At 70.8% G+C, this 22,501-nt stretch carries 19 protein-coding genes; 9 read left to right on the forward strand and 10 right to left on the reverse strand.

The genetic code is table 11. The features are described from left to right. Window positions 1-44: 44 nt before the first annotated feature. The 3 genes from ppdK to ACFY9I_RS23110 all read right to left on the reverse strand — a co-directional run bounded on the left by ppdK (window position 45) and on the right by ACFY9I_RS23110 (window position 4,862). Window positions 45-2,738 (reverse strand): pyruvate, phosphate dikinase, encoded by a 2,694-nt coding sequence (gene ppdK / locus ACFY9I_RS23100; protein ID WP_391004492.1) that lies wholly within the window; start codon window positions 2,736-2,738, stop codon window positions 45-47. Window positions 2,739-2,843: 105 nt separating this feature from the next. Continuing rightward, window positions 2,844-3,854: an alcohol dehydrogenase AdhP gene (gene adhP, locus ACFY9I_RS23105; protein WP_391004493.1), complete on the reverse strand. Its 1,011-nt coding sequence runs from the start codon at window positions 3,852-3,854 to the stop codon at window positions 2,844-2,846. A 135-nt stretch (window positions 3,855-3,989) separates the two neighbouring features. Further along, entirely contained in the window at window positions 3,990-4,862 is an 873-nt protein-coding gene (locus ACFY9I_RS23110; RefSeq protein WP_391004495.1) for a universal stress protein, read from the reverse strand. 338 nt (window positions 4,863-5,200) lie between these two features. Here ACFY9I_RS23110 and ACFY9I_RS23115 point away from each other — a divergent pair, with 338 nt between their 5' ends. The 3 genes from ACFY9I_RS23115 (at window position 5,201) to ACFY9I_RS23125 (ending at window position 8,373) form a co-directional block, all read left to right on the forward strand. Beyond that, complete coding sequence (locus ACFY9I_RS23115; protein WP_391004497.1) at window positions 5,201-5,893, forward strand: response regulator; 693 nt, start codon at window positions 5,201-5,203, stop codon at window positions 5,891-5,893. A gap of 141 nt (window positions 5,894-6,034) precedes the next feature. Continuing rightward, entirely contained in the window at window positions 6,035-7,063 is a 1,029-nt protein-coding gene (gene gap / locus ACFY9I_RS23120; protein WP_391004499.1) for a type I glyceraldehyde-3-phosphate dehydrogenase, read from the forward strand. A 314-nt stretch (window positions 7,064-7,377) separates the two neighbouring features. Beyond that, window positions 7,378-8,373: an Acg family FMN-binding oxidoreductase gene (locus tag ACFY9I_RS23125; protein ID WP_391004501.1), complete on the forward strand. Its 996-nt coding sequence runs from the start codon at window positions 7,378-7,380 to the stop codon at window positions 8,371-8,373. A 258-nt stretch (window positions 8,374-8,631) separates the two neighbouring features. Here ACFY9I_RS23125 and ACFY9I_RS23130 read toward each other — a convergent pair whose 3' ends face one another. Further along, complete coding sequence (locus ACFY9I_RS23130) at window positions 8,632-9,528, reverse strand: universal stress protein (RefSeq protein WP_391004503.1); 897 nt, start codon at window positions 9,526-9,528, stop codon at window positions 8,632-8,634. 456 nt (window positions 9,529-9,984) lie between these two features. Here ACFY9I_RS23130 and ACFY9I_RS23135 point away from each other — a divergent pair, with 456 nt between their 5' ends. Together ACFY9I_RS23135 and ACFY9I_RS23140 are read left to right on the forward strand one after the other, a co-directional pair. After that, entirely contained in the window at window positions 9,985-11,010 is a 1,026-nt protein-coding gene (locus tag ACFY9I_RS23135) for an Acg family FMN-binding oxidoreductase (protein ID WP_391004505.1), read from the forward strand. A gap of 403 nt (window positions 11,011-11,413) precedes the next feature. Further along, the gene (locus tag ACFY9I_RS23140) at window positions 11,414-12,619 is read left to right on the forward strand and encodes a globin domain-containing protein (protein ID WP_391004507.1); all 1,206 of its coding nucleotides are present in this window, start codon (window positions 11,414-11,416) and stop codon (window positions 12,617-12,619) included. Window position 12,620: 1 nt separating this feature from the next. On the opposite strand, the gene ACFY9I_RS23145 is transcribed toward ACFY9I_RS23140, so the two are convergent. Together ACFY9I_RS23145 and ACFY9I_RS23150 are read right to left on the reverse strand one after the other, a co-directional pair. Then, window positions 12,621-13,628: a hypothetical protein gene (locus ACFY9I_RS23145; RefSeq protein WP_391004509.1), complete on the reverse strand. Its 1,008-nt coding sequence runs from the start codon at window positions 13,626-13,628 to the stop codon at window positions 12,621-12,623. Between the two features lie 268 nt (window positions 13,629-13,896). Then, window positions 13,897-14,478, reverse strand: coding sequence for a hypothetical protein (locus ACFY9I_RS23150; RefSeq protein WP_391004511.1), 582 nt, complete (start codon window positions 14,476-14,478; stop codon window positions 13,897-13,899). Window positions 14,479-14,645: 167 nt separating this feature from the next. Between ACFY9I_RS23150 and ACFY9I_RS23155 the strand changes: the two genes are divergently transcribed. Further along, window positions 14,646-15,347 carry a PE-PGRS family protein gene (locus ACFY9I_RS23155; protein WP_391004513.1) on the forward strand — a complete coding sequence of 234 codons (702 nt, stop codon included), beginning with the start codon at window positions 14,646-14,648 and terminating at the stop codon, window positions 15,345-15,347. 39 nt (window positions 15,348-15,386) lie between these two features. Here ACFY9I_RS23155 and ACFY9I_RS23160 read toward each other — a convergent pair whose 3' ends face one another. The 4 genes from ACFY9I_RS23160 to epsC form a co-directional block, all read right to left on the reverse strand. Then, window positions 15,387-15,737: a cupin domain-containing protein gene (locus ACFY9I_RS23160; RefSeq protein ID WP_391004515.1), complete on the reverse strand. Its 351-nt coding sequence runs from the start codon at window positions 15,735-15,737 to the stop codon at window positions 15,387-15,389. A gap of 13 nt (window positions 15,738-15,750) precedes the next feature. Further along, window positions 15,751-16,596: a methyltransferase domain-containing protein gene (locus tag ACFY9I_RS23165; protein WP_391004517.1), complete on the reverse strand. Its 846-nt coding sequence runs from the start codon at window positions 16,594-16,596 to the stop codon at window positions 15,751-15,753. A 167-nt stretch (window positions 16,597-16,763) separates the two neighbouring features. Beyond that, the gene (cysK, locus tag ACFY9I_RS23170) at window positions 16,764-17,702 is read right to left on the reverse strand and encodes a cysteine synthase A (RefSeq protein WP_391004519.1); all 939 of its coding nucleotides are present in this window, start codon (window positions 17,700-17,702) and stop codon (window positions 16,764-16,766) included. Then, the gene (epsC, locus tag ACFY9I_RS23175; RefSeq protein ID WP_391004521.1) at window positions 17,699-18,289 is read right to left on the reverse strand and encodes a serine O-acetyltransferase EpsC; all 591 of its coding nucleotides are present in this window, start codon (window positions 18,287-18,289) and stop codon (window positions 17,699-17,701) included. The genes cysK and epsC overlap by 4 nt, the downstream gene beginning before the upstream one ends. 1,056 nt (window positions 18,290-19,345) lie before the next feature. Here epsC and ACFY9I_RS23180 point away from each other — a divergent pair. Genes ACFY9I_RS23180 through ACFY9I_RS23190 form a run of 3 tightly spaced genes read left to right on the forward strand, consistent with a single transcriptional unit; the run spans window position 19,346 to window position 22,224 of the window. Further along, window positions 19,346-19,651: a FeoA domain-containing protein gene (locus ACFY9I_RS23180; protein ID WP_391004522.1), complete on the forward strand. Its 306-nt coding sequence runs from the start codon at window positions 19,346-19,348 to the stop codon at window positions 19,649-19,651. Further along, on the forward strand, window positions 19,648-21,597 hold the full coding sequence (locus ACFY9I_RS23185; RefSeq protein WP_391004524.1) for a FeoB small GTPase domain-containing protein: 1,950 nt from the start codon (window positions 19,648-19,650) through the stop codon (window positions 21,595-21,597). The genes ACFY9I_RS23180 and ACFY9I_RS23185 overlap by 4 nt, the downstream gene beginning before the upstream one ends. An 18-nt stretch (window positions 21,598-21,615) precedes the next feature. Then, complete coding sequence (locus tag ACFY9I_RS23190) at window positions 21,616-22,224, forward strand: NifU family protein (RefSeq protein ID WP_391004526.1); 609 nt, start codon at window positions 21,616-21,618, stop codon at window positions 22,222-22,224. Window positions 22,225-22,501: the final 277 nt, after the last annotated feature.

Below are 22,501 nucleotides of genomic sequence, written 5' to 3' on the forward strand. Positions count from 1 at the left end.
AGGACCGAAGCCGGGTCTTTCACCTCCGGCCCTGCGGGGGCGTGTCACCTGCTGTCGCTGGTCTTCGTCTCGGGCAACGCGGCCCGTCCGGCCTCCAGGCGGGCGACCGGGACCCGGAACGGTGAGCAGGAGACGTAGTCCAGCCCCACGCCGTGGAAGAAGTGCACGGAATCCGGGTCACCGCCGTGCTCGCCGCAGACACCAATCTTCAGCCCGGGCCGGGCCGCACGCCCCTCGGCGACCGCGATCTCGACCAGGCGGCCCACACCCGCGCGGTCGATGGTCTCGAACGGGGACACCGTGAAGATGCCCTTGTCGAGGTAGGCGGAGAAGAAGGCCGCCTCGACGTCGTCGCGGGAGAAGCCCCAGGTGGTCTGGGTCAGGTCGTTCGTGCCGAACGAGAAGAACTCCGCCTCCTCGGCGATCCTGCCGGCCGTCAGAGCAGCCCTCGGAAGCTCGATCATCGTGCCGACCGGGCATTCGACGGGGACGCCGGACTCCTTGGAGACCTGGGCCAGGACCTGCTCCACTTCTTCGCGTACGAGTCGCAGTTCCTCCACGGTGTCGATCAGCGGCACCATGATCTCCGCCCGCGGGTCGCCGGCCGCGCGCTTGCGCTCGACGACTGCCTCGGCGATGGCCCGTACCTGCATGGCGACCAGGCCCGGCGCGACCAGGCCGAGGCGTACGCCGCGCAGGCCGAGCATGGGGTTCTCCTCGTGCATGCGGTTCACGGCGTCCAGCAGTTCGGCGTCGTGTGTGCTGGGCGGGTTGCCGTGTGCCTCGGCGGCGGCGAGGCGGACGGCGAGTTCGGTGCGGTCGGGCAGGAACTCGTGCAGCGGCGGGTCGAGGAGGCGGATGGTGACCGGCAGGCCGTCCATCGACTCCAGGATGCCGACGAAGTCCTGCCGTTGCAGCGGCAGCAGCGCGTCGAGGGCGCGGTCGCGTTCGGCGTCGGTGCGGGCCAGGATCATCGCCTCGACCAGCTGGCGGCGGTCGCCGAGGAACATGTGCTCGGTGCGGCACAACCCGATGCCCTCGGCGCCGAACCGTCGGGCCCGGGCGGCGTCCTCGGGCGTGTCGGCGTTCGCCCGCACACCCAACCGCCGTACGCCGTCGGCCTGCTGCATGGCCCGGGCCACGGCGTCGACCAGCCCGGCCGAGCGCTCACCCTGCTCGCCGGTCTCGAAGTACCGCATCACCGCGGAGTCGACCAGTGGAGCAGCGCCCGGGTAGACGGCACCGTCGGAGCCGTCGACGGAGATGACCGTGCCCTCCTCGACGGTGGTGCCGCCGACGCGGAAGCGGCGGCCCTGCGGGTCCACGGTGATCTCTTCAGCCCCGCACACGCACACCTTGCCCATGCCGCGGGCGACCACGGCCGCGTGGCTGGTCTTGCCGCCCCGGCTGGTCAGCACGGCCTGGGCGGCGACCATGCCGGGCAGGTCATCGGGGGTGGTCTCCTGCCGTACGAGGACGACCTTCTCCCCGGTCGCGGCACGCCGGACCGCCTCGGCGGAGTCGAACACCGCCGCGCCGACGGCGGCGCCCGGCGAGGCCGGGATGCCGTGCGCGAGCGCCTCACCGACGGCAGAAGTGTCGAAGCGGGGGAACATCAGCCTGGCCAGCCCGTCCCCGCTGACGCGCGCCAGAGCCTCGTCCGGGGTGATCAGCCCCTCGTCGACCAGCTCGGCGGCGATGGCGAACGCGGCCTCGGCGGTGCGCTTGCCGACCCGGGTCTGCAGCATCCACAGCCTGCCGCGTTCGATGGTGAACTCGATGTCGCACAGGTCCCGGTAGTGGGCCTCCAACGTGGTCATGTGGTCGCGGAGTTGGGCGAACGCCTTGGGGTTCAGGCGGCCCAGTTCGTCCAGCGGGACGGTGTTGCGGATGCCGGCGACGACGTCCTCGCCCTGCGCGTTGGACAGGTAGTCCCCGTACACGCCTCGGGCGCCGGTGGCCGGGTCGCGGGTGAAGGCGACGCCGCTGCCGGAGTCGGAACCGAGGTTGCCGAAGACCATGGTCTGCACGTTCACCGCGGTGCCCAGGTCGTCGGGGATGTGCTCGCGCCGCCGGTAGAGGCGGGAGCGCTCGCCGTTCCAGGACTCGAAGACGGCCAGGACCGCACGGCGCAGCTGCTCGGCCGGCGACTGCGGAAAGAACTCACCCGACTCCTGGCGGACCAGCTCCTTGTAGAACTCGACGAGCCCGGCCAGATCGGCCGCGTCCAGCCCCAGATCGTCCGCCGCACCCCTGGCCTCCTTGAGGCGGGCCAGGGCGTTCTCGAACAGCGCGCTGTCGACACCCATGACCGTGCTGCCGAACATCTGCACAAGGCGGCGGTAGGAGTCCCAGGCGAAGCGCTCGTTCCCGGAGGACTTCGCCAGCCCCAGCATGGACTCGTCGTTCAGGCCGATGTCGAGGATCGTCTCCATCATGCCGGGCATGGAGAACCGGGCCCCGGACCGGACGGACAACAGCAGCGGGTCGTCCGGCTGCCCCAGCCGCCGTCCGGCGGCCTGCTCCAGGGCGGTGAGGTGATCGGAGATCTCGCGGGCCAGACCGTCCGGCTCGGCACCGGTGGTGAGGAAGGCGCGGCAGGCTTCGGTGGTGACGGTGAAGCCGGGCGGCACCGGCAGGCCCATGCGGGTCATCTCGGCCAGGTTGGCGCCCTTGCCGCCGAGCAGGTCGGCCAGGTCACGGCCGCCCACGGTGAAGTCGTACACGTAACGGACCATGACGGTGTTCTTCCTTCCTGCTTCCCGGAGGGAGAGTGCGCCTCGGCCACTCGCGGAGCTGCACCCCGATCGGTGCACGAGGTGCGGCAGCCAGGCGCGGGCGGGTCACATCTCGAAGACGATGCGTGCCTTGATCCGCCCGCCGAGGACGTCGGCGATGGAGTCGTTGACGGTGTCGAGCGGACGGGTCTCGTAGATCACCTTGGTGCGTCCGGCGGCGTGCAGTTGGAACACCTCGTCGAGGTCCTGGCGGGTGCCGACGATCGAACCGATGACGGAGGTGCCGTTCAGTACGGTGTCGAAGATCGGCACGCTGATGGTGCCGCCGGCGGGCAGGGCGACCATGACCAGTTTGCCGCCGCGCCGTAGACCGCCGTAGACGGAGGCGAACGCCTGCTCGTTGACGGCCAGCGCGATCGCCGCGTGGGCGCCGCCGTGCTGCTTCAGCACCTCGGCCGGGTCCTCCTTGCGGGCATCGATGAGGATGTCCGCGCCGAGCTCCCGGGCGAGTTCGAGCTTGTCGTCGGTGACGTCGATCGCGGCGACAGTGGCTCCGGCGATCTTCGCGTACTGCACCGCGAGATGGCCGAGCCCGCCGATACCGGAGATCGCCACCAGCTGGGTGGGACGTACGCCGGCGACCTTCAGGGCCTTGTACGTGGTCACGCCGGCGCAGGTCAGCGGGGCCGCGTCGCGCGGGTCGATGCCGTCGGGGACCGGGGCGGCGAAGTCGGCCGGGGCGAGCATCTTCTCGGCGTAGCCGCCGTCCACGCTGTAGCCGGTGTTCTGCTGCTTCTCGCAGAGCGTCTCCCAGCCGGACAGGCAGTGCTCGCACCGTCCGCAGGCCCAGCCCAGCCAGGGCACGGCAACCCGCTGCCCGACCGCCAGATGCGTCACACCGTCCCCGAGCGCCTCGACGATGCCGACGCCCTCGTGGCCGGGGACGAACGGCGGGCTGGGCTTGACGGGCCAGTCGCCGTGCGCGGCGTGGATGTCGGTGTGGCACAGTCCGGACGCCTCGAGGCGGATGCGGACCTGGCCGGGTCCGGGCTCCGGGTCCGGGCGGTCCTCGATCACCAGCGGCTCGCCGAAGGATCGGACGACTGCTGCCTTCATGTGGTGCTCCTCGGGTCTGTCTTGGCTGTCGGTGCGGTGCGGTTCCAGGGTCGAACGGGCTGTGCCGCGGCGGCAGGTGCTGGACGTCCTCGGTGGTGGGGCCGCTCGGCCCTGAAGTCGAGCGGAATCCGGCCCTCAGTGGTGGGGCACCACGGCGACCGGGGCGGCGGCGTGGTGCAGCACTGCGTGGGCCACCGGCCCGATGCGCATACCGAGCGCTGGGCGGTGCACTCGGCGGCCGACCACCACGAGTCCGGCCTGCGCGGCGGCCTTCAGTACGACTCCGGAGGGGCGGGCGAGATCGATCGTGTGGGCGACGGGGACCTGCGGGTATTTCTCGCGCCACGGTATGAGAGCGGCGGACAGTTCCTTCTCCGCCTGCCCCGTGATGCCGCCTTCCTGGCTGGCCAGTTGCCCCACAATCGGGCCATGTCCGTATAGCGGCGGCAGGTTCGGTGCGTGCACGGCGCGCAGTGCGGTCCTGCGGGTGGCGGCCGCGTCGAAGGCGAATTCCAGCAGCGGCGCGGTGGGGTCGCCGAGGTCGTCGAGCCCGACGATGACCTCTCCACCGTCGTGCTTGGCGGCCGAGCGGGCGTTTGCCCGCACCATGACCACCGGGCTGTTCGCCCGGGCGAGCACCTGCTGCCCGACGGAACCGAGCAGGAACCCGGCAATGGCGCCGTGACCGCTGGAGCCCAGCACCAGCGTCTGGGCCTTCTCCGCCTGGCCCAGCAGCACCTCGGCCGCAAGGTCGGATATCTGCTCGGTGCTGACCGCCAGTTCCGGATGCCGCCCGCGCAGCTCCTTCTCGGCCTCCCGCAGCACGCGCTGGGCCCAGTGCTTCTGCGTGTCCAGATCCTGTGCGACGGGCACGTCGTGCGGCTGCCAGATCCAGGCATGCACCAGATGCAGCGGCGCGCCACGGCGCTGCGCCTCGCGGGCGGCCCAGTCGGCGGCGGCCAGGCTTTCGGGGGAGCCGTCCAGGCCGACGGTGATGGGGCGAATCATGGGAAGAGACCTCCGCGTCCGATAGGGGATCAGCGGGCCGCGGACAAGTGCGCCGGCCCTCGTCCCGAGCCTCACGACCACGCGGCTGCGGTTCCAGGGGCCGATGGTCCCGACTTGGACGGCATGGTCCTCACGGTGAGGGCCCGCCCGGTCTCCTCTGCCGGGTAGGCGATCAGAACCGGTACGCGTGGGAACACGGGAACATCGGAGCGAAAAGGGCCGGTCGGCCCTGGCCGTTCGGCCCGGAATCGCGCAGGATCTGCGACAGGGAAGGACCGGTCCCGCCCAATTGGCGGTTTTCGGTTCTCGAGACAGACGACACAGGACAGGAGCCGTCGATGGCGGACAGCGAGCGACCCGGTACCGACAACCCGATCCGGGTCTTCCTGCTGGACGACCACGAGGTGGTACGGCGCGGGGTGCGCGACCTGCTGAACGACGAGCCGGACATCACCGTGATCGGCGAGGCCGGCACCGTCGAGCAGGCCCTGGTGCGCGTACCCGCACTGCGCCCGCAGGTGGCCGTGCTCGACGTGCGCCTGCCCGACGGCGACGGCGTGACCGTCTGCCGCGAGCTGCGCTCACGCATGCCGGAACTGTCCTGCCTGATGCTGACCTCGTTCGACGACGAGGAGGCCCTCCTGGACTCGATCATGGCCGGAGCCTCCGGATACGTGCTGAAGCAGATCCAGGGCACGGACCTGGTCTCGGCCGTTCGCACGGTGGCCGCCGGCCAGTCCCTGCTCGACCCGAGCGCCACCGCCAAGGTGATGGCCCGGCTGCGCCAGGACCAGCAGCCGGAGGAGGAGCCGGACGCCCTGCCGGGGCTCACCGCCCGGGAGCGGGAGATCCTGGCCCTGATCGGCGAGGGCCTGACCAACCGCCAGATCGGCCAGCGGCTCTACCTCGCTGAGAAGACCGTCAAGAACCACATCTCCCGCCTGCTCGCCAAGCTCGGCGTGGAGCGGCGCATCCAGGCCGCGGTGATCGCCACGCAGGCCCAGGACCGGCTGCGGCACGAAGGACGCTGAGCTGCCCCTCGCAGCCGCAGCCCGCAGGGCCGAAGGTCCCTCACCTGACCCCCGTGCGGCCCAAGCCGGATCCTCTCCCTGGCCAGCAGGCTGGCAGCGCACCCCGGATACCGCCGGGCGCTGATCGGGAGGGCGACGGACATGACCGTGCGCGTGGGCATCAACGGCTTCGGCCGCATCGGACGCAACTACCTGCGCTGCGTGCTGGAGCGCGCGGAGAGCGGTACCGGCGCACCGGTCGAGGTCGTGGCGGTCAACGACCTCACCTCGCCGGGGGCACTGGCCCATCTGCTGGCGTACGACTCGACGTACGGGCGCCTGGGCCGCACCGTCGAGCACGACGACGCCTCACTGACCGTGGACGGGCACCGCATCGTGGTGACCGCCGAGCGTGACCCGGCCGAGCTGGACTGGGCGAACCTCGGCGTGGACCTGGTCATCGAGTCGACCGGCCGCTTCCGCACCCGCGAGCAGGCCGGCCTGCACCTGAAGGCCGGCGCCCGCAAGGTACTGCTCTCCGTGCCGGGCAAGGGAGTCGACGCCACGGTCGTGATGGGCGTCAACGAGGGCACGTACGTCCCGGAGAGCGACCACGTCGTCTCCAACGCCTCCTGCACCACCAACTGCGTGGCGCCCATGGTGAAGGTGCTCGACGAGCACTTCGGCCTCGTCAAGGGCCTGATGACCACCATCCACGGCTACACCAACGACCAGGTGGTCCTCGACGGCCCGCACAAGGACCTGCGCCGCGGCCGCAGCGCCGCCGTCAACATCATCCCCACCTCCACCGGCGCCGCCCGCGCCGTCGGCCTGGTCCTGCCGGAGCTGACCGGGACCCTCGACGGCATCGCCGTCCGCGTGCCGGTCGAGGACGGCTCGCTGACCGACCTGAGCGTGATCCTGGAGCGGCCCGTGACCGCCGACGAGGTCAACGCCGCGTTCCGGGAGGCCGCCGACGGACCGCTGAAGGGAATACTGCGCGTCTCGGACGCCCCGATCGTATCCCGTGACGTCGTCGGCGACCCCGCCTCCTGCGTCCTGGACGCCCCGCTGACCCAGGCGCAGGGCGAGCTGGTGAAGGTCTTCGGCTGGTACGACAACGAGTGGGGCTACACCAACCGGCTGCTCGACCTCACCGAGTACGTCGCCCGCACGCTCCCACGGGCCTGATCAACCGGCCGGGGGCCGAGAGGGCAGATGGGAGCCGGCGGCGCGGGCGCCGCCTTCCGGTCGGGTACGGGGGAGCCCTCGCGGATCGTCGATCCCGGCGTCCGCGCCTGACTCCATCATCGGTTTGTGGGAACTGGCTACGTCGGCGTGCGGATTCCAGGTGCTCGGCGGTGCCGCCGGGCAGACACTGGAATCGGCCCGTCGGGTGATGGTGGCCGGACCGCCGTTGTGGCCATGGCGCCGACCCGTAGGCCAGCCGCTTATGCGGTACCTGGTGGGGCCCGCGTCACGGCGGGGCAAGACAGGAGGATTCCATGGCTTCGCGCGAACTCGACGAGAAGACGGTGACCATGCTCGTGGCCGAGGCCACCGCGGCTCCGTCCATGCACAACGCGCAGCCCTGGCGTTTCCAGTACGTCGTCGACGAGCGCCTCCTGCTGCTGCGCGCCGACCTCGCGCGGGCCATGCCCCGGTCCGATCCCGGCAACCGGGCGCTGCACATCGGCTGCGGGGCGGCGCTGTTCAACCTGCGCGTCGCCGCAGCGCACACGGACCTCGCTTCCGACATCCGGCTGCTGCCCGAGCCACAGGATCCGCTGCTGCTCGCGGCCGTCCATCTGGCCGATCCGGACGAGGGACGCCTGCGGGAGGACGACCTGGCGCGGCTGCATGAGGCGATCCGGCAGCGGCACACCAGCCGCCATCCCTTCGCCGAGAAGGACATCCCCGAGGACGTCCAAGCCGCCTTGCAGAATGCGGCGGCGCGCGAGTCGGCCGTCCTGCTCTTCCCCGGCCCCTGGCACGCCGAGACCGTGCTCGACCTGGTCCGCGATGCGGAGAGCCGCGACGCCATGGACCCCGGCGCCCGCGCCGACCTCATCCGCTGGACCCGACTCGGAGCGGAGGCGGACACCGCCGTCGACGGCGTCCCCGAGTACGCCTTCGGCCCGCGCAAACGGGACGGCAAGGCTCCCGTACGTGACTTCACCGGACGCCGGCCGGTGGCCGACCGCGGCAGCACCGCCTTCGAGCACACCCCGCACCTGGCCCTGCTGAGCACCCCCGGTGACACACCCACGGACTGGCTGCGCGCCGGACAGGCCCTGGAACGGGTTCTGCTGGAAGCCACTCTGGCCGACCTGGCCACCTCCCTGACCTCCCACGCCCTGGAAGACCGCGAGCTGCGCCTGCTGGCCCGAGACCCAGGATTGGGCACGGGCCACGTGCAGATGGTGCTGCGACTCGGCTATGGCCCCCGGGGCCCGGCCACCCCTCGCCGCCCGGTGAGAGATGTTCTCGACATCGTGTGACCGAGGACCCCCAGCCCTGGTTAGGCAGGAAGACATGGCTCTCCGGCCGTCGACGGGCTCGACGCCGCTCGTGTGCGCCGCGTGTGGTTCAGCCTTCTTGATACAGGGCCGACCCGGGTCCCGCACGGGCCGGTCGTCCCTTCCCATGCCGGTCCTCGCGCTTGCGGGACCCGAGGAGACCGGCAGCGGTGCCGCGTCCGGGGCCCGGCCCGTGCCCCGGACCCTGCTGCACCTCGCAGCCATCACTCGGTCTTTCGGTCACTCGTGCGGGATCACCGCGACCGGCGCCGTGGCGTGGTGCAGCACCGCGTGCGTGACGGGTCCGATGCGGGCGCCGAGCGGGGTGCGCCGGATACGGCGGCCGACGACGACCAGCGACGCCTCGCGGGCGGCGTCCACCAGATGGTCGCCGGCGCTGCCGACCGAGGTCTGCTCGACGACCTCCACGCCGGGGAACTTCTCGCGCCACGGCGCCAGGGCCGCCTCGACGGCGCTCGCCTCCTCGCGGGCGAGTTCGGCGTTCAGTACCGGGTCCAAGGGGAGCCCGTAGGCGAAGTAGGGCGGCAGGCTCCAGCCGTGCACCACGCGCAGCCTGGCCGAACGACGGGCCGCCGCCTCGAACGCGAACGCGATGACCGCGTCGTCGGGGTGCTGATGGTCCAGCCCCAGCACAACGTCCCGGTACGGCGTCGTGCTCGACGGCCGGCCGTCCGCGTCCATCTGGTGCTCGTCCTCTGCGCTTACACCGGAGCGTACGAGGACGACGGGTCGGTCGGTGTGCGCGACGAGAGCGAGCCCGACGGAACCGACCAGGAATCCCACGGTGCCGCCGAGGCCCCGGGATCCGATGACCAGCGGGTCGGCGTCCGCGGACGCCGACACCAGCGCCGTCATGGGCGGTTGTGGAACCTGCTGCGAGGTGATCTCCAGGCCGGGGTGGTGCTCGTGCAGCCGCTCGGCCGCCTCGCGCAGGACACGCCCGCCCCAGTGCCGGTGTGCCGCGTCGTCCGGCACCGGCAGGGCGTAGGGCTGCCAGTCCCAGGCGTGCACCAGGTGCAGGGGGAGGCCACGCAGTTCCGCCTCGCGCGCGGCCCACTCCGCGGCAGCGAGACTTTCGGGCGAGCCGTCCATTCCGACGGTCACAGTACGGGGCATGGCACGACCTCCAGGGTGAATGAGGCGCTTGCTGCGCCCGGTTGACACGGTGTCAGCCGAGGCCGTCGCGACAGCAGGGCCGATCGGCCCGCCCTGTGGCGGCGTATGGCCCTGATGAGCAGGCAGGTCGGGCCGGACAAGACAGGCCGGGCGAGGGTCCTGGCTGGCCATCCGACCAAGACCGGGCGGAACCCCGCCCGCAGTTCGTCGTGGGGCCTGCCTGCGGGTTCCTGGCGAGTGCTCCCCCGAGGGTGGCCGGCCCGGTCCATGTCAGGCCCTGACATGGACCGGCTGAGGGGCTGACAGGCATGCCCTTCACGGGACAGACCGGTGCGTCAGGCTCGCGGTTTCAAGGCCGTATGGCCGGCCCGGAAGGGCCGGTCAACCCTCTCCCGAGCCGGGGACCGTGGCGCAGGGTTGGCGGTACGGGGGAGAGCTTTTTAGAGGAGAGCCGTCATGCAGACCCGGGAAGTCGACGCCACAGCCGTTCGGTCCCTGCTGGCCGCGGCGGTGGCAGCACCGTCGATCCACAACACACAGCCCTGGCGGTTCGGCCTGGACCCGGACAGCCGGTCGGTCGAGGTCCGCGCCGACCGCAGACGGCCACTGCCGATGACCGATCCTGACCTGCGTGCCCAGCACCTGTCGGTGGGCGCGGCCGTCTTCAACCTCCGGGTGGCCGCGGCACACCTGGACTGGGAACCGATCGTCCGTCTGCTGCCCGACGCGGACGATCCCGACCTGCTCGCCCGCGTGCTCCTCGCCCGGCCCACCGAGGACGGACCCTCGACCCTGGGCGGCCTGTACGAAGCAATCGAGCGGCGTCACACCAGCCGGATGCCCTTCACCGGCCGCCCTGTGCCCGAACCGATCGTGACGCAGATGATCACCGCCGCCCGGGCCGAGGGCGCGCACCTGGACGTTCCCGACATCATGGGAACCCGGCGTCTGCTGCAGTTGACCCAGGCGGCCGAGGCCCGCAACGCATCCCATCCCGCCCGTACCGCCGAGGCACGCACCTGGCTCACCGCCCCGGGAAGGAACACCCCCTACGGCATCCCCATCACAGCGCTGGGTGCCCGGGATGCCTCCGGGCGGATGCCGATGCGGGACTTCACCGGCCGGCTGCCCCTGCCGCACCTGCCCGCGCTGCGCTTCGAACGCCACGCCCAGGTAGGGCTGCTGTGGACCTCGTGGGACCGGCGCGAGGACTGGCTGCGGGCCGGCCAGGCCCTGCAGCGCGTACTGCTCACGGCGACGGTGCACGGGGTACGCACCTCGATGCTGCACCAGGCGATGGAGTGGATGGATCTGCGGTCGGCGATGGGCGGATCGAGAAAACCGTGCCCACAGCTGCTGATCCGGTTCGGGTACGGCCCCGACGGCGGCCGCACGCCACGCGCGGCCGCGCAGGCCACACCACGTCCCGCTCTCGGATCCGAGCCGGCTGCCTCCGATGCGCGTGCCATTCCATCCGACTGACTGTGCCGCCAGGCGGCATACGCCGGGCGTGGACTGAGTGTTAAAGGTTGACGTGTTGACGTGACGAGGTCAACACCGGCTCGGTCCGGCCTGGTCCGAGACTGCCGGTAGACGGCCCGTAGCCGGGAAAGTCTCGTGGGAGTGTTTTGCATGTCCGTCACTGGAGAGCCGTGCGGAACAAGCGCGACACCCATGACGCGAACGGGCCGGGACTGTCGGAGGTCTACTGGCGTGTGTCGCCGTCCGTGACGGACCGAGGGACTCGGTCTTGGGATGTCCGAACTCATACGAGCCGATCGATTCCACCCAGAAGGCGCGCTGTCACGTCTGCCCCAGTTGGACGGGCCTGGCCGCGACGGTGAGCGCCATTCCCCTTGCACATCCCGTACCGGGGAGAAGATCCATGCTTTCGCCCGAGTCGGCCGCCGTGGTCCGCGCCACCCTGCCCACCGTCGGCGGGGCCCTGGACGAGATCACGGAGCGGTTTTACGCCACGATGTTCGCCGAGCAGCCCGAGCTGCTGGACGGGCTGTTCAACCGCGGTAACCAGGCCAGTGGCCAGCAGCGCCGTGCCCTGGCGGGTTCCATCGCGGCCTTCGCCCAGGCGCTGCTCGCCGACCCCGACGCCCGGCCGGACGCGCTGCTGTCCCGGATCGCCCACAAGCACGCCGCGCTCGGTGTCACCGAAGACCAGTACACGATCGTCCACAAGTACCTGTTCCGGGCCATCGCCGACGTGCTCGGGGAAGCGGTCACCCCGGAGGTCGCGGCCGCGTGGGACGAGGTGTACTGGCTGATGGCCGGCGCCCTCATCGCCCAAGAGGCCCGCCTGTATCAGGAGGCCCAGGTTGATTCCCGGCATCCGTGGCGGCAGTGGACCGTGGTGGAACGGCGGGAGGAAACCCCCGACGTGGTCTCCTTCCTGCTGCGCCCGGCCGACGAGGGACCGCTTCCGCCCGCCCGCGCCGGGCAGTACGTCAGCGTCTGGGTGAAGATGCCCGACGGCGTCCACCAGGTGCGCCAGTACAGCCTGTCCAACGCCCCCGGCGATCGCCTGCGGCGCATCACCGTCAAACGCGTTGCGAGCGTGGCGGAGGCGCCCGAGGGCGAGGTGTCCAACCAACTGCACCGTACGGTCCGGGCCGGCGACGAACTCACCCTGTCCGCGCCGTTCGGCGACGTGGTCCTCGACGATGCCGACAGCCCGCTGCTGCTCATCTCGGCCGGTATCGGCTGCACCCCGATGGTCGGCATGCTCGAGCACCTCGTGGCCACCGGCAGCACTCGTCCGGTCACGGTGCTGCACGCCGACCGCTCCCCGGCCGACCACGCCCTGCGCGCGGATACCCACCGACTTGTCGGCGAACTCCCTGATGGACGAGCCCAGTTCTGGTACGAGCAGGACACCGCCGACGAAGCGGGCGCCCGCACCGGCCTGATGGACCTTGCCGAGGTGGATCTCCCCGCGGACGCCGACGTTTACCTGTGCGGCTCGCTGCCGTTCATGCGCGCCGTACGTGCCCAGTTGCTCCAGGCCGGCATTCCCGCCCGGCACATCCGCTACGAGGTCTTCGGCCCGGACCTGTGGCTGGCCCACGCGGAAGACTGATTCAGGGCAACGGCGGTGGTTCTGGGAGGCGGCCAGTCAGGGATTCGATGTACTGCAGCACCAGTTGAAGGTCAATATCGGCAAGGAACGCAGTCTCTGTATGTCCGCCGTACTTCATCTGGTCGGCGGTCAGCGCTCGCGGAATCCCCCGCCCGCGTATCCAGATCTTGATCTGGCGCTCGAAGGCCCACGCATCACCGGTGAGCTCGAAGTCCCAGCGCGCGACCAGCTGCCAGCCTTGGGACACGTGCTGGGTGATGCGTTGTTCGAGGTTGGCGATTCCCCACTTCAGAGCGCGGTGGCCGTCGTGGACGACGAGGTACAGGTAGCCCGGCCGGACGGGGTTGATGCCGCGCTCTGCGCAGGTCGGGCAGCCTCCCTGTGGGCCTCGGATGTTGTGCAGCGTCGGACCAGGGGCCAGGACCGTCTCGCAGGTCAGGCAGCGCGCCTTCCAGGGCAGGTCGGTGCTGCCTGGATAGGGGAGGAGCGGATCGAGTCCCTTCTCCAGCATGCTGGCGACGGCTTCTGCGGCGCCGAGCCGCAGCGCGTCCGCGATCTTCTCCGAACGGCACGACCAGCATTGGTGACCGCGGGCACGGACCTTGGCGTAGGTGGGAGTTCCGACGTGACCGCAACGCACGCAACGACACAGCCAAGGCTGCAGCGAGCCCGGATAGTCGACGAGGGGCTTCAGATCAGCCTCCGCCATTAGCTTCCGCGCGGACTCATCGGTGACATCGCGCCCGGCGCACTTGGTGCAGCCGCCGCGACCGTTCTGGACGTGTGACAACTTCTTCGGCTTGATGACCCCGCAGTGGACACATCGGGCCGGCCACGTCTTGCCCGCCCCCGGATAGTCCTCAAGCGGGTCCCAGCCCCACGTGAGCATGACGGCAGCAGCCTGAGCCCCATCGCGGGTGAGCTTGGTTGCGATTTTGAGTGAGCGGCAGGTCTTGTTGCAGACCCCGGTCCCCTTGTTCACGACGTCGTTGTAGCGCGGCGAGCTCACCTCCTTGCAGGTGAGACAAAGGCATTTCCAGGGAAGTTGTGTCCCCGGAAACGGCTCCAGCGGGCGCGCTCCACGGCTGGTCAGGGCCTCGATAGCCTCAGCTTCGGTTACCTTGCGTGGCACACGGTCCCTCTTGGCGGTGAGTCGGGCGCTCAGCTCCGCTTGAGGGAGATCCTATTCCAAGGGGTTGTGGAGGTGGCAGGGATTCGCAGAACCACGTAGGGGGCCGCAGGAATAGGACGTGTTCGGCCCTGCTGTTGGAGGTGTCCTACGCGTGCCGGTGGCCCCGGTGGGCGTTGAACTCCGCCCAGGCCCGGTCCCACTGCGCCCTGCGATGCACATCCAGCCGTACCCGGACGATCCACCAGCCGCCCACGACCAGCACGCACACACCCGCCCCGGCCGCAGCGCCGAGGGCGGCTCCCTGTGAGCTGGCCTGAGCGGGGGTGGGCGGGGCGGGACGAAGGCGGCCCGCGTTGTCGAGCCACACCGTGGTGGACGAGCCCGCCTTGCTGCCCGCTGCCACCAGGGCCTCGCCGGTCTTGGGGGAGCCGTCGGGCGTCGTCCACCGCACGGTCGCCCGCACGTGGTCGTCTGCGATCCCGGAGAAGCGTGACGGTGTCGCGGGGGCGTCCTCGACGAGGTGCGCGGCAGTGCGGTGCAGACCCTGCGCCTGGTCGAGGGCGGAGCGTTCGCCGAAGTCGGCCATCGCCATGCCCACGGCGGGCACTATGAACAGCAGCATCGCCACCGCTGCCACGCCGATCCAGGCTTCGGCAACGTCGGAGCGCCGCTTGAGCAGGTTGCGCCGCCAGCGCCAGAGCAACACCCTGCCACTCCGTTTCAGCATGCGTGTATCCCTCCGGGTACGACGGACCTGACCATCACACCTACGGTGGCGGATCGGCGATCGATGGCGGCAGAGACCAACGGGGTCGTCTGTGAGGGCCGATCGGCCCCGTTACGAGAGCCAGCCGGGTCCGGGCTATCGAAGCGCCACCGGGCACAATGCCGTTCATGACAGACGAAGCGGCCGATGGCATGGATACTCCTCAACTGGGGGAAGCCGTAGCGCTGTTGGCGGGCTTCCTGGGCGCTGAGCCGTTGACCGCGGCCATCGCCTCTCTGGAGCGGGACCTGGTGGGAAGGCCCGTGAGGGAGGTCGGTGACATGGCCGCCGCCCGGGGTTTCGGTCCGGAACTGATGGTGGCGGCCTTGACGGTGCGTGAGCGCCTCGGTCGGCTGAACGACCTCATCCACGCGGCCGGGATCGTGCTGGCGCTGCCTCATCTCCTGGAGGACGGGGAGGAGATCTCCGTACGTCCTTCGCTGGCCGCCGGCAACGACCCGCGTCGGCCGTTCGACCTGGAGACGGACCGGCGCGTGGCGGAGTTCAAACTGGCGCGGTGGCGCGGCGCGGACGCCATGCGCAAGCGGCAGACGTTCAAGGACCTGGTCATGCTCGCCGCTGACCGCACGGGCCGTCGCGCCGAGTTGTTCGTCGTCGGGCCCGAGCCCGGCCGCTTCCTGAGCACCTCCAAGGCGACGGCGGCCTGGGCGCTGGACCGCACCCTGCACGCGCGCCGCGTGTTCGAGGAGTCCTTCGGCTCCCTGGACGTCTCCGTCGCGCAGTTCACCGAGCGGCACGCCGGCCATGTTGAGGTCACCGACCTGTGCGACGTGCTGCCGCCCATGGTGGCAGCGGCGCTGGTGCGCTGATCAGGGCAGGGCAGGGCAGGGCACGCGGCCGGGCGTAGGTCATGCTGCGGGAGGCACCCCGGCTCCCGACGGCTCCGGGACGGGCAGCATGGTCAGCAGCATGACGCTGGGCTCGGTGGCGCGCACCGTGTGCGGCAGCCGCGCGGGCAGGTGGATCCAACTCCCAGGCGTCGCCTCCGTCTTCTCCTCGCCCAGGACGAGGTCGAGCCGGCCCTTGACGACCTGGATGACGACGGGCAGGGCGGAGGTGTGCTCGGTCAGTTCCTGGCCGGTGGCGAAGGCGAAGCCGACCACGCGCAGGCGGTCGTCGCGGTACAGGACGCGGCTGAGGGTGCCGTCCTCGGGCACGGTCAGTTCGGCGGCCAGGTCGGTGATCACGGTGGCGGTCATCCGGGGTTCCTCCTCAGGACTGGGACGGGGTGGGGACGGCGAGCATGCTGATCGCGCCCAGGTGGTCGCGATGGCGGTGGAAGACGCGGCGCATGTGCAGTACGCGGCGCAGGGCGGCCGGGTGGCGCAGTGCCCGGCCGACGATGCGCAGCGCGGGGACCACTCCTTCGTCGGCGATCAGTCGGCGTGGTTCGAGCAGTGCCATCGGTGCCGTCTTCATGGCAGTGACGGTGAAACCCTCGGTGGCGAGCAACTCACTCCAGGCGGTGGGGGTCAGGGGGCGGGCACCGACGTGGATGGCCTTGTGCAGGTCATGGGTGATCCGCTCGGCGAGTGCCGGGTCGAGATCGTCGGGCAACAGGCACAGTTCGTGGATGGCGTACCGGCCGGTGGAGCCGTCGAGCAGACGAAGGGCCTCTCGTACGATGCGCCGCTTGGCGGGTTCGGGCTGCATGGTCAGCATCGCCTCGCCGTACACGACGGTGGCGTCGCCGTCCGGCAACCGGGTGTCCGCGGCGTCCGACCGTACGGCGCGCACCTGGGTCGGGCTGGGGGTGGGGAGGGCGCTGAGCGCGGCCACTGCGGTGGCGTCGCGGTCGACGGCGGTGTAGGTGGCCGGGTGGCGGGCGAGGGTCAGCCGGGCGGTAGCTCCGAGGCCGGCGGCCAGCTCCACCACTCGGTCTTCCGGGTCCACGCCCAGGGCGTCCAGCATCCACCGGGTCAGCTCCACACCGCCGGGGCGCAGCACCCGCTTGCCCAGGCGGGCCAGCAGCCAGTGGCCGGGCATGCGGGAGGCGTCCAGTCCGTCGCCGGGAAGGGGGATGTTCTTCTGCAGGGCCGAATGGTCTGTCGATGCCATGTTCGTGCCTCGCTCTCTGCCTGTATCGGTGTTACTTAGGCGAACCTAACTCGGAATGGTGGTGGGGTGCGGGGGCCGAACGTCCCGATCGAAGGGGCCAGTGGGCCCGTCTCGGCAGGCGGCGTGCGGTTCATGGCTTCGCTCTGTGTTCCGGGCCCGGAGAGCCGTCATTCATCATGGAACAGGTCCGTGCTGAGGTAGCGCTCCCCGGTGTCGGGCAGGACGACGACGATCAGTGCGCCCTGGTGCTGTGGGTAGTGGGCGAGGGTGGTGGCCGCGTGGAGGGCGGCTCCGCCGGACACGCCGGTGAGGATGCCCTCGGTGCGGGCCAGGCGCCTGGCCGCGGCGCGTGCCTGGGGCGCGGAGACGCGCTGCACGGTGTCGTAGACCTCGGTGTCGAGGACATCGGGGACGAAGCCCGCGCCGAGGCCCTGGACGCGGTGCGGGCCGGGGGAGCCGCCGGACAGCACGGCCGACTCCGCCGGTTCCACGGCCACCACGATGATGTCGGGGTTCTTCTCCTTGAGAACCTGTCCGACGCCGGTGACGGTACCGCCGGTGCCGACGCCGGCCACCAGGATGTCGACCTGGCCGGCGGTGTCCTGCCAGATCTCCTGGGCGGTGGTGCGGCGGTGGGCGTCCGGGTTGGCCGGGTTATGGAACTGCTGCGGCATGAACCAGCCGTGGCGCTCGGCCAGCTCCGTGGCCCGGGCGACCGCGCCGCGCATACCCTCGGCGGCCGGGGTCAGGAACAGCTCCGCGCCATACGCACGCAGCAGTGCGCGCCGCTCGGTACTCATGCTCTCGGGCATGGTGAAGGTGACCGGGTAGTCCTTGGCGGCGGCCACCATGGCCAGGCCGATGCCGGTGTTGCCGCTGGTCGGTTCGACGATGCGCTGCCCGGGCCGGAGCGCACCGGTGTCCTGGGCGTCCTCGATCATCGCGAGAGCGATGCGGTCCTTGACGCTGCCACCAGGGTTGGCGGACTCCAGCTTCACAACAAGGCGCACGGGCAGGTCCCCGCCGTAGCGGTGCAGCGCCACCAGAGGAGTACGGCCTATCAGGGCCGTGATCGAGGGCATGATCGAGGGGCGCGTCGCCGTCATGGCCGTCCTTCTTTCTTGTCTGCGGAGGTGAGGATCCCGGCGTGGGCCGCCGCCGGCGCTGTGCCGTGAGGGCGGGCGGTGGAGGCCGCCTGGGGGGCGTGGACACGTGAGTGGGCGGGGACGTCACGCAGCACGAGGGCGTGCGCGCCGACGATCGTGTCGTGGCCGACGAGGACCGGGCCGAGGACGGTGGCGCCGACGCCGAGGACGACCCGGTCGCCGATGGTGGGGTGCCGCTTGGCAGCCTTCGTGTCGGTCCACCAGCCGGTGCCGCCCAGGGTGACGCGGTGGTACAGCATCACGTCGTCGCCCAGGACGGCGGTCTCGCCGATCACTACGCCCATGCCGTGGTCGATGAAGCAGCGGCGGCCCACGACCGCACCCGGGTGGATCTCGATGCCGGTCAGCGCCCGGGCGAGCTGGGACAGCAGCCGGGGCACCAGCAGCACACCGAGCCGGTACAGCCGGTGGGCGACCCGGTGGGCCCAGATCGCCCACAGGCCGGGATACAGCAGGACCTCGACCACGTGGACGCCGTGCAGAGCGGGGTCCTTGCGGCAGGCTGTCCGGAGGTCTTCGAAGATCATGCGCGTCTTTCTGCGGGCCGGTCGCGGCATGCAGCCGGTGAGTGCGGGGCCGGGTGGCACGCCGTGCTCGACGGGCCGCGCCGACAGAGGGAGTGAAGGCTTGTGGGGCTGGGGCCGACGGAGGTCTGTCACCGCCGTGACGGGTGCACAAGCGCCGACCAACGGTCGGCGCAGACAGCTGCGGACCCGATGAGCCTCAAGTCGCCGAGGAGGGAAAGCCCTCCGCGTCGGAGGTACAGGACAAGCGTGTGAACGCAGGGAATTGACATCGCGCCGGTCCCTGTCGCGCGACGAGTCGACGCTCCCTCTCGTCGTCGGCTTTTGAAGCCACCGCACTGGTGCCGTTGTCCATGCGAGTGAACGCTACGGTCCGTTCCCGGTGCGGCGCCCGGTCCGAAGCGCCTGGTGTGGGTGGGCCGGATGGTCCGGATCGTCGCTCGTGGTCCGGGACCAACAGCCCCCGGCAAAGGGACCGTTCGGCCCGAGCGCACCTTTCTGCGGTCCGGTGATGCTGCTTCCCGAGATCGAACGGGAGGAGGCCACGGACCACCGCCTCCATCTGCCGGCTGTGCGTTCTCCATTCCAGAGGCCGCAGTTGGAAGCGGTGCCCTCCCGGCTCGGTCACCGTCCGGCCGCCCGCCACACCCGTCCCGGGCGGCCGGACGCACCCTCCGCACGCTCGGCGGCGACGCGGAGTGCTGTGTTCACCTGCGGCATTTCGACCATTGGCCGCAGAGACGGGCCCTGCACGCGACGGCCCAGGAGCAGCCGAGCAGCTCCGCTCCGGCGTGGTCACCTTCTGGCGCAGCCTTCCCCTGCCTTATCTCGGCACCACCGAGCGCGTCCCGCAACTCGCCGCGTCTGAGCCTGACGTGCGCCTGTCCGTCTGGCAGCCGACTTGCCGCTGTGGGCCGTGTGGCCCGGCTGAAGGGGCCAAGGGGCCCATGCCTGAGGGCCGCAAGCCCCAGGTCTCCGCTGGACAGGTAAGGCTAACTTCACCTTATTGGTGATCTTTCGCTGGGCGGATGTGCTCGGCGCAATGCCGTGGAGACACACATGAGTGGCACTGATGGGGAATTCGAGGCAGCAAACGGCCGGGGAACCACCGTCATCGGCCCCCTACCGCGATCTTTGGCGGACCTGGCACGCGGTACCCACGCCGCGGTGATCGGGGTCGTCGCTGACGGAGAGCCCGTCGTTGTCCGCCGGTTGCACGACCTCGGCTTCACCCCTGGGGCGGTCGTGGAGGTGGTACGCCGGGCGCCACTGCGTGAACCGGTCCTCTACCGGGTCAGGGACTACGAGGTGTGCCTGCGCCGCGCGCAGGCGGAGTGCGTGCACGTCACCGAGGCGAAGCGGTGAACGCGGGCTGCCACGACTCCGGCGCCGCGGATGCGACTCTGACCGAAGCACCACGGATCGCCCTGGTCGGCGCACCCAACTCGGGCAAGACCAGCGTCTTCAACGCCCTCACGGGTCTGCGCGCCAAGACCGGCAACTACCCCGGAGTGACCGTGTCCCGCTACGTCGGGGAAGCCCGGACGGGCCGCCACCAGCACGCGGTCGAGGATCTGCCGGGCACCTACAGCCTGGAGCCGATCAGCCCGGACGAGCAGATCACCGTCGACGTACTGGACGGACGACTCGAGGGAGCCGACCGGCCCGACGCGCTGCTGGTCGTGGCGGACGCCACCACGCTGCGGCGCTCCCTCGGCTTCGTCGCCCAGGTCCTGGCCCGCGGACTGCCGACCTGTGTCGTGGTGACCTTCACCGACGAACTCGCCCGCCGTCAGGGCCGCTTGGACGTCGACGCGCTCGCTCAGGCGCTCGGCGTGCCGGTACTGCCCGTGGTTGGCCACCGAGGGCTGGGTATCGCGCAGCTGCGCGAGCAGCTCACCACGTGGCGCGCCTGGCCGGCTCCGGCCGTACCACCGCCCACCGAGCCCGGTGAGTGGGACGCCTGGGCGGAGTCGGTCCTGGCCTTCGCCGACTACCGGCCCCCGGAACGCCACCGGATCACCCGGCGTGTGGATGCGGTGCTGCTGCATCCGCTGTGGGGGACGACGGTGTTCTTCGCGGTGATGGTGCTGTTCTTCCAGACCGTCTTCACCGTGGCCGCCCCGTTGCAGGACGGGGTGGAGTCGCTGTTCGCATGGCTTTCGGACCAGGTGGACGCCCACATCAGCAGTCCGTGGCTGTCCGGATTCCTGGGGGATGCCCTCATCGGCGGGGTGGGCGGGGTGCTGGTGTTCGTTCCGCAGATCGTGCTGCTGTTCCTGCTCCTGGCCCTGCTGGAGGGCGTGGGGTACATGGCGCGGGCGGCCTTCCTGATGGACCGGGTGATGGCCCGCTTCGGCCTGGAGGGCCGGGCCTTCGTGGCGCTGCTGTCGTCGTTCGCCTGCGCGATCCCGGGCATCATGGCCACCCGCACCCTGCCGTCGGCCAGGGACCGCCTGGCCACGATGATGGCCGCCCCGCTGATGACCTGTTCGGCGCGGCTGCCGGTCTACGTGCTGCTCATCGGCCTGCTGGTCGACCCGTCCGCCAAGGCCGGCCCGTTGGGTGCGCAGGGCCTGGTCTTGTTCGGCCTGTACCTGCTGGGCGCTGTCTCGGCGATGTTGGCCGCCTGGGCGTTCAAGAAGCTCGGCGACCGCCGCGGACAGGCCGTGCCGTTCTTCATGGAGCTGCCGCCCTACCGGCTGCCCGCCCCACGCGCGGTGCTGGTGGCGATGTGGTCCTCCGCGCGCGCCTTCCTGCGCAAGTGCACGACCGTCATCGTCGCCACCAGCGTCGTGCTGTGGCTGCTGCTGAACCTGCCGTTGCATACGGACGCGCAGCTGCGCGCGGCGGGCGTCGACACCATCGACTCCGTCGCGGTGTCCGCCTACACCGTCGACCACAGCTACGCCGCCGGCCTGGGTCGCCTGGTCGCCCCGGTCTTCGATCCGCTGGGCTTCGACTGGCGCATCAACGTCGGTGTGCTGTCGGCCCAGGGCGCCCGGGAGACCTTCGTCGCCACCCTCGGACAGGTCGCCGCCGCCGAGGACCCCGAACAGCCGGCGCAGGCGCTGGAAGCCATGACCCACCTTGACGGGCCGCACGCCGGAGAGCCCGTGTTCACGGCGCCCACCATCGCGGCACTGCTGGTCTACTTCGTATATGCACTGCAGTGCATGGCCACGGTGGCGGTCCTGCGCCGGGAGACAGGCACCTGGAGATGGCCGACGATCGCCTTCACCTACCTGACCGTTCTCGCTTGGTTGATGGCCTATCTGGCCCGAACGGCCACCGTCCTGCTGGGCGGGTGAGTCGACATGATGATCCCCATGCACCCCCAGGAGGTCCCCGGCCGACCCGATCGGCTGCGCTGGATCATCCCCGCCGGGACCCTCACCGGCAGCGGCCCGCTCGCCGAGGTGCCCGCACCGCTGGCCGCGCTGCTGGCCGACGGCATCCTCGCGCGGATCACCCTGGACGGCGAGGCCGTCGTCACGCGCCTCGGTGCGGGGCGCGACTGGGCTCGGGAGGGAGCCCGGGTCCGTACCGCGCTGCATGCCGCCCTCGAGGACCCCGCCGTGTGGATCCCGGTTGCCGGCACCCCCGCCGGCGATGACGACGCACAGCTGTACGGCGTGGCACGCGAGGTTCTCGCCGGCGAGGTGGGCGAGTTCGCCCGGTCGCACGGCGGCAGCATTGACCTCATCGACGTGTGCGACGGCATCGTCACCGTCCGCCTCGGCGGTGCCTGCAGCGGTTGCCCCGCCTCCTGGTTCACGCTGCACCAGCGGCTGGAACGTCAGCTGCGCCGAAGCCACCCAGGTCTGCTGAGAGTCAGGAACATCGCCTCACTCGTGACACCGGCCGACCAACGAGTGTCCCGGGCCGTTCACGCGGCCCAAAGTGATCGCTACGGCACCCACGGGGCGTGCCCCTGACCACCCCCTACTACGTCGCCGTGGCCACGGGGCCGTATTCGTGCCCGTGCTTCCCTCCTGACCAGGCCCAATACTCATGCGGCAGCGCGCAATTGGCCACCGGCTCGGGACGCAGCGAGGTACCCGCCACCCAACGTGGCGAACAACACGCTGTGTTGCTTGCTGGTTCGTCAGTACGACCTTGGGATCGTGTGCCAAAGTGCGCAAGGGCTGGCCTATGCGACGGATGGTGCAGATGGCTGCTTTCGCGTGCATTGGTAGGCGTGAACTTACGGGG

The sequence above is a fragment of the Streptomyces sp. NPDC012510 genome (genome assembly GCF_042955065.1).
Taxonomy (GTDB): domain Bacteria; phylum Actinomycetota; class Actinomycetes; order Streptomycetales; family Streptomycetaceae; genus Streptomyces.

Coding starts and splice junctions, on each gene's coding strand:
- ACFY9I_RS23155 (WP_391004513.1), top strand. CDS start 14,646: ATGACAGACGAAGCGGCCGATGGCATGGATACTCCTCAACTGGGGGAA.
- ACFY9I_RS23110 (WP_391004495.1), bottom strand. CDS start 4,862: ATGATTCGCCCCATCACCGTCGGCCTGGACGGCTCCCCCGAAAGCCTG.
- ACFY9I_RS23180 (WP_391004522.1), top strand. CDS start 19,346: ATGAGTGGCACTGATGGGGAATTCGAGGCAGCAAACGGCCGGGGAACC.
- cysK (WP_391004519.1), bottom strand. CDS start 17,702: ATGACGGCGACGCGCCCCTCGATCATGCCCTCGATCACGGCCCTGATA.
- adhP (WP_391004493.1), bottom strand. CDS start 3,854: ATGAAGGCAGCAGTCGTCCGATCCTTCGGCGAGCCGCTGGTGATCGAG.
- ACFY9I_RS23115 (WP_391004497.1), top strand. CDS start 5,201: ATGGCGGACAGCGAGCGACCCGGTACCGACAACCCGATCCGGGTCTTC.
- ACFY9I_RS23165 (WP_391004517.1), bottom strand. CDS start 16,596: ATGGCATCGACAGACCATTCGGCCCTGCAGAAGAACATCCCCCTTCCC.
- gap (WP_391004499.1), top strand. CDS start 6,035: ATGACCGTGCGCGTGGGCATCAACGGCTTCGGCCGCATCGGACGCAAC.
- ppdK (WP_391004492.1), bottom strand. CDS start 2,738: ATGGTCCGTTACGTGTACGACTTCACCGTGGGCGGCCGTGACCTGGCC.
- epsC (WP_391004521.1), bottom strand. CDS start 18,289: ATGATCTTCGAAGACCTCCGGACAGCCTGCCGCAAGGACCCCGCTCTG.
- ACFY9I_RS23140 (WP_391004507.1), top strand. CDS start 11,414: ATGCTTTCGCCCGAGTCGGCCGCCGTGGTCCGCGCCACCCTGCCCACC.
- ACFY9I_RS23190 (WP_391004526.1), top strand. CDS start 21,616: ATGCACCCCCAGGAGGTCCCCGGCCGACCCGATCGGCTGCGCTGGATC.
- ACFY9I_RS23150 (WP_391004511.1), bottom strand. CDS start 14,478: ATGCTGAAACGGAGTGGCAGGGTGTTGCTCTGGCGCTGGCGGCGCAAC.
- ACFY9I_RS23135 (WP_391004505.1), top strand. CDS start 9,985: ATGCAGACCCGGGAAGTCGACGCCACAGCCGTTCGGTCCCTGCTGGCC.
- ACFY9I_RS23160 (WP_391004515.1), bottom strand. CDS start 15,737: ATGACCGCCACCGTGATCACCGACCTGGCCGCCGAACTGACCGTGCCC.
- ACFY9I_RS23125 (WP_391004501.1), top strand. CDS start 7,378: ATGGCTTCGCGCGAACTCGACGAGAAGACGGTGACCATGCTCGTGGCC.
- ACFY9I_RS23130 (WP_391004503.1), bottom strand. CDS start 9,528: ATGCCCCGTACTGTGACCGTCGGAATGGACGGCTCGCCCGAAAGTCTC.